This window comes from Mycolicibacterium neoaurum, assembly GCF_036946495.1.
GTDB classification, from domain to species: Bacteria; Actinomycetota; Actinomycetes; order Mycobacteriales; family Mycobacteriaceae; genus Mycobacterium; species Mycobacterium neoaurum_B.
Genome location: NZ_JAQIIX010000001.1, coordinates 1,128,270 through 1,146,273 on the forward strand (window position 1 = coordinate 1,128,270; position 18,004 = coordinate 1,146,273).

General features: G+C 64.9%; 17 protein-coding genes and 1 tRNA gene. 12 read left to right on the plus strand and 6 right to left on the minus strand.

The window, feature by feature from the left end:
- Positions 1-46: 46 nt before the first annotated feature.
- Both PGN27_RS05255 and PGN27_RS05260 read left to right on the plus strand, forming a co-directional pair.
- Positions 47-1,093 carry a GGDEF domain-containing protein gene (locus PGN27_RS05255; protein ID WP_335325134.1) on the plus strand — a complete coding sequence of 349 codons (1,047 nt, stop codon included), beginning with the start codon at positions 47-49 and terminating at the stop codon, positions 1,091-1,093.
- Positions 1,094-1,214: 121 nt separating this feature from the next.
- Positions 1,215-1,592, plus strand: a complete 378-nt coding sequence (locus tag PGN27_RS05260; RefSeq protein ID WP_335325135.1) for a DUF6319 family protein — start codon at positions 1,215-1,217, stop codon at positions 1,590-1,592.
- Between the two features lie 25 nt (positions 1,593-1,617).
- Here PGN27_RS05260 and PGN27_RS05265 read toward each other — a convergent pair whose 3' ends face one another.
- Entirely contained in the window at positions 1,618-2,883 is a 1,266-nt protein-coding gene (locus tag PGN27_RS05265) for an HNH endonuclease signature motif containing protein (RefSeq protein ID WP_335325136.1), read from the minus strand.
- Positions 2,884-2,996: 113 nt separating this feature from the next.
- Here PGN27_RS05265 and PGN27_RS05270 point away from each other — a divergent pair, with 113 nt between their 5' ends.
- The 3 genes from PGN27_RS05270 to PGN27_RS05280 all read left to right on the plus strand — a co-directional run bounded on the left by PGN27_RS05270 (position 2,997) and on the right by PGN27_RS05280 (position 7,544).
- A complete protein-coding gene (locus tag PGN27_RS05270) occupies positions 2,997-3,845 on the plus strand; it encodes an SDR family NAD(P)-dependent oxidoreductase (RefSeq protein WP_335325137.1) in 849 nt (282 codons plus the stop codon).
- Positions 3,846-3,898: 53 nt separating this feature from the next.
- Complete coding sequence (locus tag PGN27_RS05275; RefSeq protein WP_335325138.1) at positions 3,899-7,042, plus strand: bifunctional cytochrome P450/NADPH--P450 reductase; 3,144 nt, start codon at positions 3,899-3,901, stop codon at positions 7,040-7,042.
- 70 nt (positions 7,043-7,112) lie between these two features.
- On the plus strand, positions 7,113-7,544 hold the full coding sequence (locus tag PGN27_RS05280; protein WP_335325139.1) for a hypothetical protein: 432 nt from the start codon (positions 7,113-7,115) through the stop codon (positions 7,542-7,544).
- Here PGN27_RS05280 and PGN27_RS05285 read toward each other — a convergent pair.
- The 3 genes from PGN27_RS05285 to PGN27_RS05295 form a co-directional block, all read right to left on the minus strand.
- On the minus strand, positions 7,534-10,401 hold the full coding sequence (locus tag PGN27_RS05285; protein WP_335325140.1) for an MMPL/RND family transporter: 2,868 nt from the start codon (positions 10,399-10,401) through the stop codon (positions 7,534-7,536). The two genes, PGN27_RS05280 and PGN27_RS05285, sit on opposite strands and share 11 nt — an antisense overlap.
- Positions 10,398-10,844, minus strand: a complete 447-nt coding sequence (locus PGN27_RS05290) for an MmpS family transport accessory protein (RefSeq protein WP_335325141.1) — start codon at positions 10,842-10,844, stop codon at positions 10,398-10,400. The genes PGN27_RS05285 and PGN27_RS05290 overlap by 4 nt, the downstream gene beginning before the upstream one ends.
- A gap of 227 nt (positions 10,845-11,071) precedes the next feature.
- The gene (locus tag PGN27_RS05295) at positions 11,072-11,818 is read right to left on the minus strand and encodes an SAM-dependent methyltransferase (protein ID WP_335325142.1); all 747 of its coding nucleotides are present in this window, start codon (positions 11,816-11,818) and stop codon (positions 11,072-11,074) included.
- 417 nt (positions 11,819-12,235) lie between these two features.
- Between PGN27_RS05295 and PGN27_RS05300 the strand changes: the two genes are divergently transcribed.
- Positions 12,236-12,889, plus strand: coding sequence for a type IV toxin-antitoxin system AbiEi family antitoxin domain-containing protein (locus PGN27_RS05300; protein WP_335325143.1), 654 nt, complete (start codon positions 12,236-12,238; stop codon positions 12,887-12,889).
- On the plus strand, positions 12,879-13,634 hold the full coding sequence (locus PGN27_RS05305) for a nucleotidyl transferase AbiEii/AbiGii toxin family protein (protein ID WP_335325144.1): 756 nt from the start codon (positions 12,879-12,881) through the stop codon (positions 13,632-13,634). Before PGN27_RS05300 ends, PGN27_RS05305 begins: the two co-directional genes overlap by 11 nt.
- Before the next feature lie 65 nt (positions 13,635-13,699).
- Here PGN27_RS05305 and PGN27_RS05310 read toward each other — a convergent pair.
- Positions 13,700-13,773 (minus strand) — tRNA-Ile (locus tag PGN27_RS05310).
- Between the two features lie 69 nt (positions 13,774-13,842).
- Here PGN27_RS05310 and PGN27_RS05315 point away from each other — a divergent pair.
- On the plus strand, positions 13,843-14,223 hold the full coding sequence (locus PGN27_RS05315) for a phage holin family protein (RefSeq protein WP_335325145.1): 381 nt from the start codon (positions 13,843-13,845) through the stop codon (positions 14,221-14,223).
- On the opposite strand, the gene PGN27_RS05320 is transcribed toward PGN27_RS05315, so the two are convergent.
- The gene (locus tag PGN27_RS05320; protein ID WP_335325146.1) at positions 14,198-14,902 is read right to left on the minus strand and encodes a GntR family transcriptional regulator; all 705 of its coding nucleotides are present in this window, start codon (positions 14,900-14,902) and stop codon (positions 14,198-14,200) included. The two genes, PGN27_RS05315 and PGN27_RS05320, sit on opposite strands and share 26 nt — an antisense overlap.
- A 167-nt stretch (positions 14,903-15,069) precedes the next feature.
- Here PGN27_RS05320 and PGN27_RS05325 point away from each other — a divergent pair, with 167 nt between their 5' ends.
- From PGN27_RS05325 to PGN27_RS05340, 4 genes are read left to right on the plus strand one after another with little or no spacing between them, the layout of a single operon-like run.
- Complete coding sequence (locus tag PGN27_RS05325) at positions 15,070-15,891, plus strand: transporter substrate-binding domain-containing protein (RefSeq protein ID WP_335325147.1); 822 nt, start codon at positions 15,070-15,072, stop codon at positions 15,889-15,891.
- 9 nt (positions 15,892-15,900) lie between these two features.
- Positions 15,901-16,563 carry an amino acid ABC transporter permease gene (locus tag PGN27_RS05330; protein ID WP_335325148.1) on the plus strand — a complete coding sequence of 221 codons (663 nt, stop codon included), beginning with the start codon at positions 15,901-15,903 and terminating at the stop codon, positions 16,561-16,563.
- A complete protein-coding gene (locus PGN27_RS05335) occupies positions 16,563-17,267 on the plus strand; it encodes an amino acid ABC transporter permease (RefSeq protein ID WP_335325149.1) in 705 nt (234 codons plus the stop codon). Before PGN27_RS05330 ends, PGN27_RS05335 begins: the two co-directional genes overlap by 1 nt.
- Positions 17,264-18,004, plus strand: coding sequence for an amino acid ABC transporter ATP-binding protein (locus tag PGN27_RS05340; protein WP_335325150.1), 741 nt, complete (start codon positions 17,264-17,266; stop codon positions 18,002-18,004). Before PGN27_RS05335 ends, PGN27_RS05340 begins: the two co-directional genes overlap by 4 nt.

Consider the following 18,004-nt stretch of genomic DNA (forward strand, 5'->3'; position numbering starts at 1 on the left):
CGCAGGTGTGCGCCACTTCACGGATGGGGGTCCGGATGGAGGCAGGATGAGCGCACCCGACGACCGTCGCCTCGGTGACACGCATGCGGTGGAGCGACTGCTGCAGGCGGTGCAGGAACTATCGCTGGCGCGAAGTCTGACCGATATCCAGCGGATCGTTCAGGCCGCCGCCCGGGAGTTGACGGGTTGCGACGGCGCCACCTTCGTCCTCAGGGACGGGGACATGTGTCACTACGCGGATGAGGATGCCATCACGCCGCTGCGGAAGGGCGGCCGGTTCCCGCTGGAGAACTGCATCAGTGGGTGGGTGATGACCCACCGGCAGCCGGCGGTCATCCAGAACATCTACTCCGATGACCGCATCCCGCACGCCGCGTACCTGCCTACCTTCGTCACGAGTCTGGCGATGGTGCCGATACGCCGACTGAACCCGGTCGGCGCGATCGGGAACTACTGGGCGGCGGAACGACTCCCGACCGAGCACGAGGTATGGCTGCTGCAGTCGTTGGCCGATGCAACCTCGGTGGCGATGGAGAACGTGCAGATGTATGAACAGTTGGAACAACGCGTCCGGGACCGAACGGCGGACCTGGAGCGCGCCAATGACGCGATTCTGCACCTGTCGCACACCGACGACCTGACGGGCGTGACCAACAGGCGCGGGTTCTACCTGCTGGCGGAACCGACACTGCGCGCCGCGCGGCGCGACGGGCTGGATTGCACCCTGGGATTCATCGATGCCGATGGACTCAAGCTCGTAAACGACACCCTGGGCCACATCGCAGGCGACGCCCTGCTCGCCGATCTCGCCACGGTGCTACGTACGACGCTGGGCGAATCCGACATCCTCGCACGGATGGGCGGCGACGAGTTCTGTGTGCTGACAACCGGTTCCGAGAGTGACCCGGCGGCCCTGAGGGCAAGGATGGCTGCGGCGATAGCCAGATTCAACGATTCCGGGAAGCGGTCGTATCTGGTCTCGGCGAGCATCGGCCCGATCCGGGTTCCCTTCGGCGTCGACCGATCCCTCGACGAGTGGCTGGCCTCCGCCGACGAGCTCATGTATGCCGAGAAGCGGGCGCGACCCGCCTGAATCACCCTCCTCGGCGTGGCGGGCGCCCCTTGCCACCAGAGAGGTCGAACGTGTGTTCTAATCGGTGGTGCAACCGGCCCGCCGTCCCGCGGGCGACAACCGGGAGGGATTCACCTTAGCAATGACTTTCGACACCGTCACCACCGATATGCCGTCCGATCTGGCCTCCCCCGCCGACGAGGTCGGCACCGAGGCGCCCAAGAAGGCGCCGGTCAAGCGGGCCGGCAGGAAGGCCAAGACGCTGGAGTTGACGCTGACGGTCACCGGCACCGCCGATGGTGAGTGGCACGCCGAACTCAAACAGGGCAGTACCTACCTGACACGCGGCCTGGCCGTTGCCGCGGCGGCGGTGTCGCGCGCAGCGCGCGAATTGCACGAGGATCTATCGACGCCCATCGACGCCGTCATCGAAGAGGCGCGCACGCAGCAGGCTGCCCGCGTCGCGGCACTGGAAGCCGAGCTGGAGGCCGCCCGGGCCGCGTTGGCCGGCCTGGACTGACCGCGCCTATCGACCTCGCGCCCGGCTAATTGTCCTGCGCCGGAGGGGGTTCGAAGGGGGTGTACCACATCCATTGGGCCCGCTCCCCCGACGGGCCGCGGCACGGGGGCACATCCGGCGGCGGCCCGGTCGGTGGGCGGGCCAGCGACGCCCCGGTCAACCGGCGACCATCACAATCGGTGACCACCAGCCGATCCGCCGGACCGACAATCGTGATCTCCCCCTTGTGATGCAACCGATGATGAAACGGACACAACAACACCAGATTGTCCAGTTCGGTGGCACCGCCATGCTCCCAATGCACCAAATGATGAGCATGCAAACCCCGCGTCGCCCCACACCCAGGCACCGCACACATCCCATCGCGATGCTCCAACGCCCGCCGCAACCGACGACTGATCGTCCGCGTACTACGCCCCGCACCCATCGGCGTGCCATGACGCTCCAACCACACCTCACAACTGGCATCACACAACAGGAACTGGCGCTCCCACTCCGCGAGTACCGGCCCCAGATGCAGCGCCGCCGACCCCTTCTCCACGTCGTAATGCACCACCACCGTGGTACTCGCCCCATGCGGACGCGCCGCCGCTTCGACATCCCAGCCGGACTCGACCACACTCATCAACGCATCCACCATGTCCGGGAACGGCGGCACCTCCACACCATCCCGACTGTCAGGATCATCGTGGTCGCGTCGCCAGTCGGCGACCAACCCCTCCTTGTGCGCACCCAACGCCGCATCGAACCTCGCCGCCTCCAACTTCGGCAACCGAATCCGATACGTCGTACACCCATCGTGTTCATGCCTACTGAACGACCGCACCGCACCATCCCGCGGCTGCGGCTTCGGGCGCGGCTCCTGCTTGACCGCCGTGCGCAACTGCGTCACCGTCGCGGTCTCGGCCAACTCGGCGTAATGATCATCAGAACCATCCGCGGCATGCTCGGCGATCACCCCGAACTGATCCAGCGACATCTGCCCCTGGCGCAAAGTGGCCGCCAACCGCGGAAACACCTCCAGGCGTTGGGCAATCGCCACCATCACCTGAGCGTTGCGCGGTGACATCCCCAACCGCCACGCCACCAACTCCACCAGCGACCGACACCCCGTATGACCCCACAACGACGGCCCATCACCACCATCGATCTCGGCGACAATCTCCACCAACCGACCATCAAGAGCATTACGCTGACCCACCAACTCAGCAGCCTCGTCATAGAGCGCCGACAACCGATCAGACACCGAATTCACCACCTCAGCGGCGTAAGGCGTTGTCGGAGGAGGCATACCACGATCCTAAAGACAGGGTCCGACAAGTAGCATCGGCGAAACCGCACCCCACGGCTCGCGTGTCACGGACACTGTGTCTTCGACGGCACAGGCCACCCGAGGAGAGTCAGATGGTACGCGCACCGGCACACCGGAGACGTCTGAAACCGCTGCGCCGATCACGTATCAGCGCCTACCGCGGCGGCTGGGCGCTGGTGACCGGTGCGGCCCGCGATGTGGGCCTGGGATATGCCTTTTCGCGACAGTTGGCCGCCGAGGGTCTCAATCTGATCCTGGTGGACATCCTCGCCGATGAGCTGTCCGCACGCGCTGCCGAGTTACGCGGCGAGTTCGGCGTCGACGTTGTGGTGGTGGCGTGCGATATAGCCGACCCGGCTGCCATCTCCCGCATCGAGCGCGCGGCCGACGGCATCGATGTCGATGTGCTTGTGTGCAATCACATGTTCACCCCTCCGGAGACGCCAAGGATCCTGGACATGCCGTTGGACACCCACCGCCGGATGATCGATATCAACTCCCGGGGTTACACCGACCTGGTGCATGTGTTCGGCAACCAGATGCGCCGCCGCGGAGGCGGATCGATCATCCTGGTGGCCTCCGGGGTGGGCCTCACGTCAAGCCCGTTCACCGGCGCCTACGGCGCCAATAAGGCCTTCCAGATCGGCCTCGGTGAGGCATTGTGGTACGAGCTGCGCGGCACCGGTGTCGATGTCCTGGTGATGATCGGTGGGCTGATGAACACCCAGGGCGACATGTTCGACCGGTATCCGCAGTGGCTCATCTCCGAGCCGCGGGATGTGGTCCGTCGGGTGTTCGCTGCGGTCGGCCGCAAGCACATGATCGTGCCGAGCCTGCCGAACCGGTTGTTCCTGCTGGTCCAGACCCGGCTGATGTCGCGTCGGCGGGCGGTGCTCTCGATCGGGGACTTCATGGCGAAGGGTCTCGGCAAGCACGACTGAGCTGATTGCCGATTATTGACGGCAAGGTCAGGATGAGGATTTACGCTGCGTGAATGACCGAATTCGTGCCGTCGCTGCCGCCGACTTTGGCCGGCATCGCCTCCGCCGAGGGACACCCGTTGCCCGCCGGGGCCGAGCTGGCCGGGCGGCCGTACGCGCTGCCGATCGACCTGCTGGGCGAGCGCTACGGGCCCATCTTCTATGCCGACTTCAACGGTTTCCGCAAGCTCTATGTCTGCTCGATGGATCTCGTCGACGAGGTCTGCGACGAGGCGAGATTCGCCAAGAACATCACCCAGACCCTGGACCGCGTGCGCCCCTTGGCCGGCGACGGACTGTTCACCGCGTATCACGGGGAACCGAACTGGCAGAAGGCGCACGATGTCCTCCTTCCGGGGTTCAGCTACGCCGGATTGCGTAACTACCACGAGGCGATGCTGGACATCAACGCCGAGCTGATCAGCCGGTGGGACGCCCGAGTGGGTCAGAGCCGGGTGAACGTCTCCGACGACTTGCAGAAGCTGGCGATGGATACCGTGGCACTGGCCGGTTTCGGCGCCCGGTTCGACTCATTCGACCACGACGGGCTGGCGCCGATCCCCCAGTGCTTCATGTCTTCGCTGACCGAGGCGGTAAACCACGGTGAGACAGCAGAATTCATCACCGGCCGAACACGGTTGCACAACTACTTCGACGAGCTGATCGCCGGGCACCGCGCCACCGGAACCGGTGCGGACCTGCTCTACGTCATGCTGGAACACGATGGCGGACCGACGCTCGACACCGCGAACATTCGCAATCAGATCATGACGTTCCTGATCGCTGGGCAACTCACCACGTCCGAGCTCATGCCCAACACCGTCTACAACCTGATCCACCACCCGGCGGTGCTGGACCGCGTGCGCCGCGAAGTCGACGCGGTGTTCGGAGCCGCTGATGACCATCTACCCAGTTACGACGATATCGGCAAGCTCGGCTACCTGCGGCAGGCCATCAGCGAGACGTTGCGGTTGTCTCCACCGGTTCTGACCTTCGACCGGATGGCTCTGGCGGACACCGTCATCGGCGGAAAGTACCCGATCAAGGCCGGCGAAGCCGCCACCGTACTGGTCGGCGCACTGCACCGCCAGCCGCAGTGGGGAGACAACGTCGAGCTGTTCGATCCCGACCGGTTCGATCCGGATCGGGCAGCCGGCCGGTCGGCGGCGTTGTTCAAACCATTCGGCACCGGAGCACGCTCCTGTATCGGGCGGCAGTTCGCCCTCCACGAGGCGACCATGCTGATCGCGCGGTTGGTGCACCGGTATCGCCTGGTGGACTCGCAACACTATGTCCTGCAATGGGAAAGCTCGCTGAGTCGACGACCGGTCGGCTTCGAGGTCGATCTGGTCCGGCGGACCGCCGCCGAGCGCACCCCGAGTGTGGCTGCGGTGACGATACCGACGCCATCCGACGGCGCGTCCTCGCCGGTTCGGGCCGGCACGACACTGGCCGTGCTGCACGGGTCCAACCTCGGCACGTGTCGGGCCCTGGCCGCCCAGCTCGCCGAGGAAGCGGCCGATATCGGTTGCACCACAACGGTGGGACCGCTGGACGATGCGGCACACGGACTGCCCGACGCCGATGTCATCCTCATCGTCGCGTCGTCATACAACGGGCAACCCACCGACGATGCCAAGGAATTCACCACCTGGCTGTTCGGTGACCAGGCGACCGTGTCTGACAGCACCCGCTTCGCCGTCCTCGGCGTCGGAGACCACAACTGGACCGAGACCTACCAGGCGGTGCCGATCGCCATCGACGAAAGGCTGACCGAGCTCGGCGGCCAGGCGTTGGTTCCCCGCGGCGCGGCAGACACCTCGGGTGACCTGACCGGTGTGCTGGAGGAGTTCACGTCGTCACTGTGGTCGGCAATGTCCGAACTATTCGGTGATCCGGATGCCGCACCGCTGACCGACGGCAACGAACCGCTGTACGACCTGACCCTCATCACCGGACCGATCACCTCCGCGATCGACGCCCGCTTTGCGGTGACCCCGATGACCGTCGTACTCAACGACGAACTTGTCAGCGATGACAACTCGCTGGGCCAGGGCAAACGATATGTCCGTGTGACACTTCCCGACGACATCGACTACTCCACCGGCGATCATCTGACCGTACTGGCCGATAATCCCCCCGAGGCGGTAGAAGCGGCGATCAACCTGCTCGGCATCGACCCGCAGCTCCGGCTGTCGATCAACCCGCGTCGCACGTCGCGGCGATTGATCGCACTCGACCGTGAAGTCAGCGTCCGTGAACTGCTCACCCACTTCGTCGAGTTACGTAAGCCGGCCACTCGCAGCCAGTTGCGAAAACTCGCTGCCGCCAACCCATGTCGCCCCGAGCAGGAACGCCTCCAGGAACTGGCCGAGTCCGACGAGCCCTGCCCGCTCAGCCCGATCGAGTGTCTGCAGGAGTTCCCCGCGTGCGCGCTGACCGGAGCCGAGCTGCTCGAGATGCTGGAACCCATGACCCCGCGCCATTACTCCATCGCGTCATCGTCACGGCTGTCTCCGAAGGAGGTGGCGCTGATCGTCAGCGTGCTGGATGCCCCGGCACGATCCGGTCGCGGACTCTTCAAGGGGGTTGCGTCCAACCATCTGGCTGATATCCCCCCTGGCTCGTGCATCCGTGCCCGTGTCGACCCTGCCCGACAGGCGTTTCGCGCCGGGGCGGACCCGCAGAAGAACGTGATTCTGGTGAGTGCGGGCACCGGGGTGGCACCGTTCTGCGGTTTTCTCGGGGATCGGCTGGCGGCCAAGCAGAGTGGCGCCCCCTTCTCGCCGGCGCTGTGCTTCTTCGGCGTCCGCGATCCCGACGTCGACTACATCTTCCGCGATTTGTTCGAGGATGCCGAACGGCAGGGCATCGTCGCGATGCGGCCGGCGTTCTCACGGGCTCCCCAGGCCGGTGTGCGTTATGTGCAGGATCGGATTGCCGCCGATGCCGACGATGTCTGGGACCTCATCGGTGATCCCGCCAAAGACACCCACGTCTTCGTGTGTGGTGACGGCGCGAAGATGGCTCCGGCTGTGCGCGAGGCGTTTCGGGGTATCTACCGGGCCCGCACCGGTGCCGATGACGACGGGGCACGCGACTGGCTGGAGGCGATGGTGGCCTCCGACCATTACGTCGAGGACGTATGGGCTGGGTGATCGCACTCGCAGGGATTACACAGTTAGCTAAGGTAACCTTCTACATCTCGGACTGTAGGAGGGGCTACCGATGATCTGGGGCGAGCTGACAATCCTCGACGGCATCATGGCGGCGGTGTTCGCCGCCTGCGTCTTCGTCTACATCACCCGCCTGGAGAACCGGACACCGCACCCGATGGGTGAACAGGTCGGTGCCCATAAGGCGGTCCTGGCCAAGGTGCGCAAGCGCGAGCCGATCACCCGGGACGAATACGACTACGCGCGCGAATTGGTCGCCGACGCACGCTCTCCCCTGGCGCTGGCGATCCCCGCGACGCTGTTCTGCATGGGCTTCTTCTATGTGGTCGGCTGCCTGTATGAGCTTCACGTGCATGGCGGCAATCCGTCGTTCCGTACCTTCATCGGCGGTATCCCCATGCTCACATCGATGAACATGGCGGCTCAGTTGCGCCGCGTCGCGCGGTTGAAGCGCACGCTCGACGGCATCACCGTCACGTCCTAGACACCACCGGATCGCCGTCCTCCCAGAGCGGCAGCTGCTGCACCGATGAACGCGGCCGGACCGTCGCGCTGGCCGGGCGCTGCCGCACCCGCAGCGGCCACCAGAACCACCGGCCCAGCAGCGCGGCGATGGCCGGCGTCATGAACGACCGCACGATCAGCGTGTCGAACAACAATCCCAGCGCGATCGTCGTACCGATCTGTCCCAGGATTTTCAGATCGGCGAACACGAAGGACGCCATGGTGGCCGCGAACACCAGACCGGCGGCCGTCACCACCGCTCCCGATCCGCCCATCGCGCGGATGATGCCGGTGTTCAAGCCGGCGTCGATCTCCTCCTTGAACCGCGATATCAGCAGCAGGTTGTAGTCCGAGCCGACCGCGAGCAACAGAATGATGGCCAGCGCCAACACGATCCAGAACAATTCGGTGCCCAGGATGTCCTGCCAGATCAACACCGACAGACCGAACGATGCGCCCAGTGACAGCGCCACCGTGCCGACGATGACCAGTGCGGCGACGATGCTCCTGGTGATGAACACCATCACCAGCAGAATCAACGACAGTGCCGCGATTGCCGCGATCATCAGGTCGTACTTGGCGCCGTCCTGAATATCCTTGTAGGTGGCGGCGGTACCGGCCAGATAGATCTTCGAACCGGCCAGCGGGGTGCCCTTCACGGCCTCTTGCGCAGCGTGCCGGATCGCGTCGATATGCGAAATGCCTTCGGGCGTGGCGGGATCGCCATCGTGGGTGATGATCATGCGGGCCGCTTTGCCGTCCGGTGACATGAACAGCTTCATGCCGCGGACGAATTCGGGATTGGTGAAGGCTTCTGGCGGCAGGTAGAACGAGTCGTCGGTCTTGGATGCGTCATACGCCTTGCCCAGTGCCGTGGCGTTCTCGAGTGCGGCCGCGGCCTGATCGTTGAGCCCCGAGGTGGTGGCGTAATTGGTCATCGTCAGATCGCGGTTGGTTTCCTGACTCTGAATCTGCGGCGGGATGAGGGCCAACAGCTTGGGTTGGAGCGCGTCGAGCTGGGCGATACTGCCCGAGACGTTGTTCAGCTGGTCGGTGAGGGCGTCGACACCGTCCAGGGCGTCGAACAGTGAGCGGATCGCCGCGCACATCGGGATGTCGAAACAGTGCGGTTCCCAATAGAAGTAGTTGCGCAGCGGCCGGAACTGGTCGTCGAAGTTGGCGATCTTGTCACGCAGATCCTCGGCGGTCTGGACGGTCTGCTCGAAGGCCTTGGACTGGGCGTCGGTGACGGCGCTGGACTGTTGTTGCAGCGCGTACTGCTGGCGCAGGATGTCGATCGAATTATTGATCACATCGACTTGTTTGAGCAGATCTTGGCCACGGGCCTGTTGGAACGGCAGATTGTTGATCTGTGATGCGCTGCTCGCGCTGATCTGGAACGGGATCGAGGTGTGATCCAGCGGCGTGCCCAGCGGTCGGGTGATCGACTGGACCTGGGCGATGCCGTCGGTGTGGAAGACCGCCTTGGCCACCCGTTCCAGCAGGATCATGTCGGTGGAATTGCGCAGATCGTGGTCGGTGTCGATCATCAGCAGTTCGGGATTGAGTCTGGCTTGCGAAAAGTGTTGCGCCGCGGCCGTGTAGCCGACATTGGCGGGAGCGCTCGCCGGCAGGTAAGGCTTGGCGTCGTAGCTTGTCTTGTACTGCGGGAGTGCAAGCAGACCGATGAGCGCGATGGCGACGGTGGCGGCCAGGATCGGCCCGGGCCACCGGACGATCGCCGTGCCGATCCGCCGCCACCCGCGGGTCTGCATCGGGCGGGCCGGTTCGAAAAGCCCGAAATGCCTGCCGATGGACAGCAGTGCGGGCGCCAGGGTCAATGCGGCCACGACGGCGACCAGCACACCGGTTCCGGCCGGGACACCCAGGCTTTGGAAGTACGGCAGCCGGGTGAAGGTCAGACACAGCACGGCCCCGGCGATCGTCAGGCCCGAGCCCAAGATGATGTGTGCGGTGCCGTGGTACATGGTGTTGAACGCCTGTACACGATCCTGACCGGCGTAGCGCGCCTCGTGGAATCGGCCGAGCAGAAAGATCGCGTAGTCGGTGCCCGCGGCGATGACCAGCAGGGTGAGCAGGTTGGTGGAGTACGTCGACAACTCGATGATCCCGGCGTTGGCGAGCACCGCGACCACGCCGCGTGAGGCAGTGAGCTCGATCATCACCGTGAAGATCACCAGGAACACCGTCGTGAGGCGGCGGTAGAGCCAGAACAGCATGACCGCGATGACCAAGAGCGTGATGATGGTGGTCTTCAGCGTGCCATGCCGGCCGACCTCGAATTGATCGGTGACCAGTGGTGCCGCGCCGGTGACGTACACCCGCAGGCCCTCCGGCGGCGGGCTGTCGGCGACGATATCGCGCACCGCGTCGACGGATTCGTTGGCCAGCGACTCCCCCTGGTTGCCGGCCAGGTAGAGCTGGACCAGCGCGGCCTTACCGTCGGAGCTCTGGGAGCCGGCCGCGGTCAGCGGGTCACCCCAGAAGTTGTCGATGTGCTGGACGTGTGTGGTGTCGGCCGAGAGCTTGGCGACCAGGTCGTCGTAGTAGTGGTGCGCCTCGGCGCCCAGCGGTTGGTCGCCCTCCAGGACGATCATCGCCGAACTGTCGGAGTCGAACTCCTGGAAGACCTTGCCGATCTGCTTGCTGGCTTGCAGCGAGGGTGCGTCCTTGGGGCTCAGCGAGACGTTGTGTTGTTCGGCGACGGTCTCCAGCTGTGGGACGAAAACGTTGGTGACGACGGCCAGGGCGAGCCAGAACAGCGCGATGAGCACGGAGTACCGGCGGAGGAAATCGGGAATGCGATTGCTGCTCATCCGGACTTGTCCAAGCAATAGGTGAAGGCGTTGACGTTGTCGGCGGTTCGCTGGTCTTTGACTTCGTCGTCGATGGTGATGCGGCAGCCGATCCAGTCGCCGGTGCCCTGGGCAGTGATGTTGACGAAGACGGCGGGTTGGGTTGTCGTCGCGTCGTAGGCCCACGGCAGGCCGACGTCGTCGGCGCGCTGCGGCTGGGCGTCGACATCGAGATAGGTGATGGTGGCCGCGGCTCCGGGCGGGCCGTATACCTCCAACACCACGTGCTTGGGGTTGAACGGGACGATCTGGTCCGCAGCACCGTTGGGTGTGGAGACGACATCCTGCGATGCGAAGACGCCATGTAGGCGGTAGACGGCGAATCCTGCGATCGCGATGACGACGACCGCCGTGACGTACGGCCATCGCCGCATCAAGTGGCTTCCGAGGGAAACCCTTTGCATCCGTTACCCTTTCATCAGCGTCGACCGATGCCGGCAGCGGCAATCCCGTTAGGAACGCTAATAAACTTAGTTGACACTACGGTATGGGGTCGGAGTCCACAACAGATATCGCCGCGCCCGAAAGAGCCTCGCTCACAGGGATTTAGCAGCTGATCCACAGGATTGGTGCGGGGCGGGAAGAGCGCGGGTCCGGCCGTAGGCGGCTCGGACCCGCGCCTGTGGCGGCGTCAGCGCGCCATCAGTGCGAAGACTCCCCACCCGAGATGTTCACGCTGATACCGCGTGTAGCGGGCCGGGTCGGTGGACAGCTCAGCGCGTACCTCGGCGGCCAGTTCGTCGCGTGGATTGTCATCGAGCCAACGGCGGAGGTTGAGCCACTGCGCCGCCTGGTACCTGTCCCAGCTGTCCTGATCGGCCAACACCATTTCCACGACGTCGAATCCGAGACCGCCGAACCGCTCGATCAGCTCCGGCAAGACCAGGAAGTCGCCCGGGCCACCCGCACCGCATGCCGTGGCGATGTGCGTGCTGGGCACCTCATGACGCCAGTACGGCTCACCGATCAGCATCACACCGCCGGGACGAAGACTGCGGTTCAGCAGCTCGACGGTGCCGTCCACGCCACCTCCGATCCAAGTGGCGCCGACGCAGGCGGCAAGATCAACCGACTTCGGCGACACGAAGCCGGAGGCGTCGGAGCGCACGAACGTGACCCGGTCGGTGACGTCGAGTTCAGCGGCACGGGCCCGGGCCTGCTCGGTGAACACCGTGCTGATGTCGACGCCGGTCCCCGTGACGCGGTGATCGCGCGCCCATGTGCAAAGCATTTCACCCGACCCGCTGGCGAGGTCGAGCACGCGCGTCTCTGGCGTCAGACGCAGCGCCTGCCCCAAGGCGGCGAGCTTGTCAGCGGTGAACGGGTTGTGGATGCGGTGGCTGCTTTCGCGAATGGTGAAGATACGTGGAAGGTCCACGAGGGGTACTCCTTGCGATTGATTCGGTCTGGGTGCGTGCGCGGGACGGCCGACCTGCGTCGGCTGCCGTTCCTCGGACCGTCATCGATTCACCTCGCTCGGACATACGTGTCTTCGAGCGACGAAGGTAACCACCCGGGTAGGACGTGTCCACCGAATTTGACCGGGGTCATCGATCTGGCGGGCAGGGGTCGTCGCGGGTATGCCCGCCGGCAGGCCGACGCGATTTCTGTTCCCTGCGCCCCCGAGGCAGGAAATGGCGCGGCTCACCGCGATGAAGTCGGCAACGATGCCCTGCGCGGATTTGAAATGCCGCGCGTGATTGTCGCTGAGCGCGCAGCCTGCGTGCGGTCAAGCTTCTGAATATGCATTTTGTAGGCTATCAGCCTATGATTCGCATACTGGAGGAGGTGAAATATGGCAAGGCAACACAGCACGGCGGTTCCCACCGTGCTCGCCGCGCGCCCACTGCGCACCTTCCGCACCGGGCAGGCCGAGGACACCTACGCGTACCCAGGTCCCGAGATCGCGCGGCTCCACGAACACGGCCTGCTCCATCGCCTCGCCAACGGCTACTACGTCGTCATCCCCCAAGAAATGCTGGGCCGCAGATGGATTCCTGATCTGGAAGCCGCCGCTGCCGGGATCGCCACCACGATCTACGGCCATGACGACATCGCCGTCATGGGACTCAGCGCCGCACGTCTACACGGCGCTATCCCCCGCGCTTTGGCAACCGCCATCGTGGCGGTACCCCGCCAACACCGCCCGATCAGGCTCACCGACCGGCCGGCGGTCGTTCGGTTCGTCCAACGCAACACCGCAGCGCTGGACGTCGAACGCATCCGCACTGACCTGGGCCCCACACTGACGACGACCCCCGAACAGACAATCCTGGATCTCGCGCACCGTCCCACCCTCGGCGACAGCGCAGCCGAGGTACCGGCCGCCGTCGAAGTTCTCTACGCACGAGCGGATCCACACCGTTTGCGTCAGCTCGCCACCGAACAACGCCGCCTTGCCTCCCTGCGCCGGGCGGAGGATTGGGCGCGAGTTGATCATGGATCCTGACGAACGCGACTTGATAGCAACGCAGTTCGGCGTATCCGCCGAGCAGGTCGAGCGAGACCACCTCATCTCCCATATCCTCGCGTTCCTCAGCCGTGAGTTCGGTGACCGAGTCCATTTCATCGGCGGCACCGCCCTGGCCCGCACCTTCCTCCCCGACGGACGGCTGAGTGAGGACATCGACCTCATCGCCGTCGGCAGGCGCAAGGAGCTGGCCAACGAGCTCGACTCCGCACTCCCGCGCGCCGTCGCGCGCACCCACGGCAGGCTGACCGTGGAACCCGCACTCAGTGCTACCGCAGACACCCTGCCAGTGCTGTTGCGCCCCTCGGACGGGCGCGCGGTTCGCCTTCAACTGCTATCGGCGCGCGACCGGGTGGTCTGGCCGACGGAACGCCGCGATCTGTTTCAGCGCTATGCCGATGCACCCGCGGCTGAACTACTTGTGCCCACGCTCACCGCGTTCGCGGCGTCGAAGACGGCAACATGGACGGACCGACACGCGGCCCGCGACCTCTGGGACCTGTGGGCGCTGAGCCGACTCGGCGCCATCGACGCAGACGCCGCCGCCCTGTTTCGGCGGTACGGACCGACCAATAAGACACCGACTCAGCACATGTTCGACCGAGCCCCGACGGACGCCGAGTGGCAGGCGCAACTGGCCGGGCAGACCCGCCTAACTGTCTCAGTAACCGAAGCGCTCATCGCGGTGCGTAAGGCATGGCGGCAGGCCGTACGACCTGAGTAGACCGTCATAGAAGGATGAGTAAGCGCTGAGTTCCGAGATTCGATCTTGAACAGCACCCATTGAAGTGGGGCGGGCGGGGCTCGAACCCGCGACCAAGGGATTATGAGTCCCCGGCTCTAACCAACTGAGCTACCGCCCCGGCGCACTGCGCGGCACCTATGTTCGCACAGCGCCCGCGGAACGCTCCCACCGCGGTTAGGCTCAGCACGTGGTCAGATTCCTGCTGCGCATCGCCATCTTCCTGGGCTCGTCGGCCATCGGGTTGTTGGTGGCATCCTGGCTGGTCTCCGGCGTGACACTGCGACCGCTCGGGTTCCTGACCGCGGTGGTGATCTTCACCGTCGCCCAGGCGATCCTGTCCCCGTTCTTCCTCAAGATGGCCAACCGCTACGCGTCGGCCTTCCTCGGCGGAATCGGGCTGGTCTCCACCTTCGCCGCACTGTTCCTGGCCTCGCTGTTCTCCAGCGGCATCAGTATCAGCGGCATCGGCTCGTGGATCGCGGCCACCGTGGTCGTCTGGCTGGTCACCGCGGTGGCGACGGTCGTCCTGCCGGCGTTACTTCTCAAGAAGACGACGACACCGAGCTGACACCGTCGGCCTCCTCGCGCGCCAACAGGTCACGGGCGCTGGCCACGATATGGGTGTCCAACGCCGCGACACGTCCCGCCGCGTCCGCGCTCGTGATGGCGTCCAGTAGCACCCGATGCTCCTCCAAGATCGCAAAGGGCGTCGTGTGCCGTTTGGCCAATCGGTGAATCTGCATCCTGATCCGCGGTTGCACGCTGGCCCAGAGTTGCATCGCATGCTCTGACCGAGCGCTGCGCACGATCGCCTCATGGAAGGCCACATCCAATTCGTTGAGCGCATCGAGATCGCCTGCTGCGGCCGCCTCTGCCATGGCGGCGACCACACGCTCCAGCTCGGCCACGACATCGGGATCAGCGCTGGCTGCCTCGACCGCGAACGATTCGATCGCCAGCCGCACCGGCAGCAGCACGCCGAGCAACTCCGCCGGGCTCACCGAGGCAACAAAGGCGCCCCGATTCGGGATGTGATGGACCAGCCCTTCGCTCTCCAACTGCCGCAACGCTTCTCGCACCGGTCCGGGACTGGCCCCCAGATGGGCAGCCAACACATCCTGCTTGAGCTGGGCCCCCGGCGCCAGCGCGCCCTTGACGATCTGTTCACGCAGCCAGTCGGCCACCTGGTGACGACGCGATGACACCACCGGCGCCGCTACGGCCAACGATTGCACAGCCTCGATCACTAGACGTCACTCCGCTCCGCGGGCCGTCGTCCCGCGCACTCAGATCCTAATCCGCTCACCGCAGGGTTGCGGCGATCACAGATTATAGATAATCTCCAATCTGTTCCAAGACGTGCTGCCGATCACAGGCCGTCGCCTTCCCATCCGACACCCATCAGAGGAGAGTCATGCGTCGTCGCATTCGGGTCGCGATCACCGTTCTCGCCACCACCCTCACGCTGACCGCTGCGGGATGCACCTCGTCCGGCCAGCACGGACCCGCCCAGGCCGGCGAGAGCACACTGACGAAAGTCCTTACCTCCAAGAAGATCTCGATCGGTGTCTTCGCCGACGCTCCCCCGTACTCGGTGCTCAACAGCTCGGGTCAGTACGAGGGGTTCGACATCGACAAGGCCACCGCACTGGCCGAATCACTGGGCGCCGAAATCGAATACGTGAGCACCACCAACGCCAGTCGCATCCCCATGCTGGAGACCCAAAAGGTCGACGTCATCATCGCCGCCCTGACCAATCTCGACGAGCGTGCGCAGGTCGTCGCGCTCACCCGCCCCTACGCGTCGGAGGGTCAGCTGGTGGTCGTGCCGGCCGACAGCGATATCCGCTCGTACGACGATCTCGACGGTCGTGCCGTCGCCGCCACCCGCGGTAGCGTCCCGGCCACCATTCTGGAGACCCAGTTCCCGCAAGCGCGCGCAAGTCTCTTCGAAGCCGTGGCCGACTCCATCCAGGCGCTGCGGAGCAACAAGGTCGACGCCCTCATGGAGAGCACGGCCGTCGTCGCCGATATCCGCCGCAGCCAGGGCGACGCCGTCCGAGTACTCGACGCGCCGGCGCTCTCGCCGTCGCTGGTGTCATTCGGAGCGAAGATGGGTGATCAGCTGTGGCTGAACTACCTCAACAACTTCATCATGAACTACAACATCAGCAAGTCCGCCAACGACTCCTACAAACGTTGGCTCGGGGTCGATGTGCCGGACCTGATCAAGTAGCCGACCGCCATGCAGCTCTACTACGGCGACCTCATCCCCTATCTGCATCCCCTGTTGCTCGGCCTGCTGATCAGCATCGCGGTCAGTGCGGCCGCGGTGGTCGGCGGCGGCGGCCTCGCGTTGGTGCTCTACGCGGGTCGGTCATCCACGGTCCGGGCCCTGCGCGCCGCGGCGGCCACCTATATCGAGATCATCCGCAACACCCCATTGCTGTTGCAGCTCTACCTCATCTACTTCGCCCTCCCCCAGGCGGGCGTCAACCTCGACCCGGTGGCGGCCGGAGTCTTGGCGCTCTCCCTCAACAATGCCGCCTATATGGCCGAGATCTACCGGGCCGGATTCGAATCGGTGCCCGCGGGCCTTGCCGAGGCCGGCGCCGCCCTGGGCCTGAGCCGACGGGACACCTTCTGGAAGGTGCAGCTGGCACCGGCCATGCGAAACGTGCTGCCCGCCATCACCAACCAGACAATCCTGTTGTTCCTCGCCTCGTCGATCACGTCGGTGGTGGCCCTTCCCGACCTCATGCACGCCATGCTGGGCATCACGTCGACGACCTTCCGCACCATCGAGACGTTCACCGTGGGTGGCCTGATGTACTTCGCCGTCGCCCTGCTGATCGCGAGCTCTTCTCGGCTCATCGAGACCCGATTCATCAAGTGGAAGGTGGCGTGATGTTCGAAGGACTCGGCCTACAGCATCTGTCGTTGATCCTCAACGGCGCTGTCGTAACCATCCAAATCTGCCTATTATCATTGCTTTTCGGATCTATCCTGGGACTACTACTCGGCCTGATGTCGACGGGCAGCATCAAGGTGTTGCGGATTGTCAGTACCGTCTACGTCGCGCTGATCCGTGGCATACCCGTTCTGCTGATCATCTTCTTCGTCTATTTCGGCGTCCCCCTGCTGGTTCCGGGGGCCAGCCTGCCCGACTACTGGGCCGGCGTCATCGCCCTGTCGGTCTTCGCCTCGGCCTATATCGCCGAACTGGTCCGCGGCAGCATCCAGGCGATCCCGCGCGGGCAGTTCGAGGCGGCACACGCACTCGGACTGTCCTACCCGGCCCGGATGCGCTGGGTCATTCTTCCCCAGGCGGCCCGCATCATGGTGCCACCGGGCGTGGGATTCCTGGTCATCCTGGTCAAGGACAGCTCGCTGGTGGCGGTGATCGGCCTTGTCGAACTCACTCGCGCCGGCAATATCGTCAGCTCACTGACGGCAGAACCCATCGCGACCTATCTCATCGTCGGCGCCTGCTATTTCGTCATCTGCTACGCCCTCTCGGCCGCCGGCCGCCGCTACGAACGACGCCTCGGCATACGGGTGCAGCCCCCTGGAGTCACCGATGCCCTCACCCCGACAGGAGCACACTCATGACCGCCGACATGATCGAGATCAGCGACCTGAGACTGAGTTACGGTGATCACGAGGTTCTCCACGGCGTATCGTGCAGCGTCGCGCCTCGTGAGGTCATCTGCATCATCGGTGCCTCCGGTTCCGGCAAGAGCACCCTGCTGCGCTGCATGAACGGGCTGGAACGCCCGACGCACGGCAGTGTGGTCGTCAACGGGCACGCACTGGGCCCGCAGGACAAGCGGACTGATCTCGCGGTCGTCCGTCGCGATGTCGGGATGGTCTTCCAGCATTTCAATCTCTTTCCGCACATGACGGCCGCGCAGAACATCGCGTTGGCACCCCAGCGTGTCCTGGGCTGTGATCGGAAAGAGGCAACCCAGCGCGCGCACACGCTGCTGGAGCGGGTCGGATTGGCAGGCAAGGCCGATTCGTACCCCGATTCGCTGTCCGGCGGGCAGGCACAGCGCGTGGCCATCGCCCGAGCCCTGGCAATGCAACCGAAAGTCATGCTGTTCGACGAACCCACCTCAGCACTCGATCCGGAGATCGTGGGTGAGGTGCTCGCGGTCATGAAGGGCCTCGCCCAGGACGGCATGACCATGGTCGTCGTGACCCACGAGATGGGCTTCGCCCGCGAGGTGGCCGATCGCGTCATCTACATGGACGACGGCAGAGTCGTCGAAACCGGCGCTCCCCAGGATCTGTTCGGTGCGCCGCAGATGAACCGCACGCGCGAATTCCTGAGCAAGGTGCTCTGA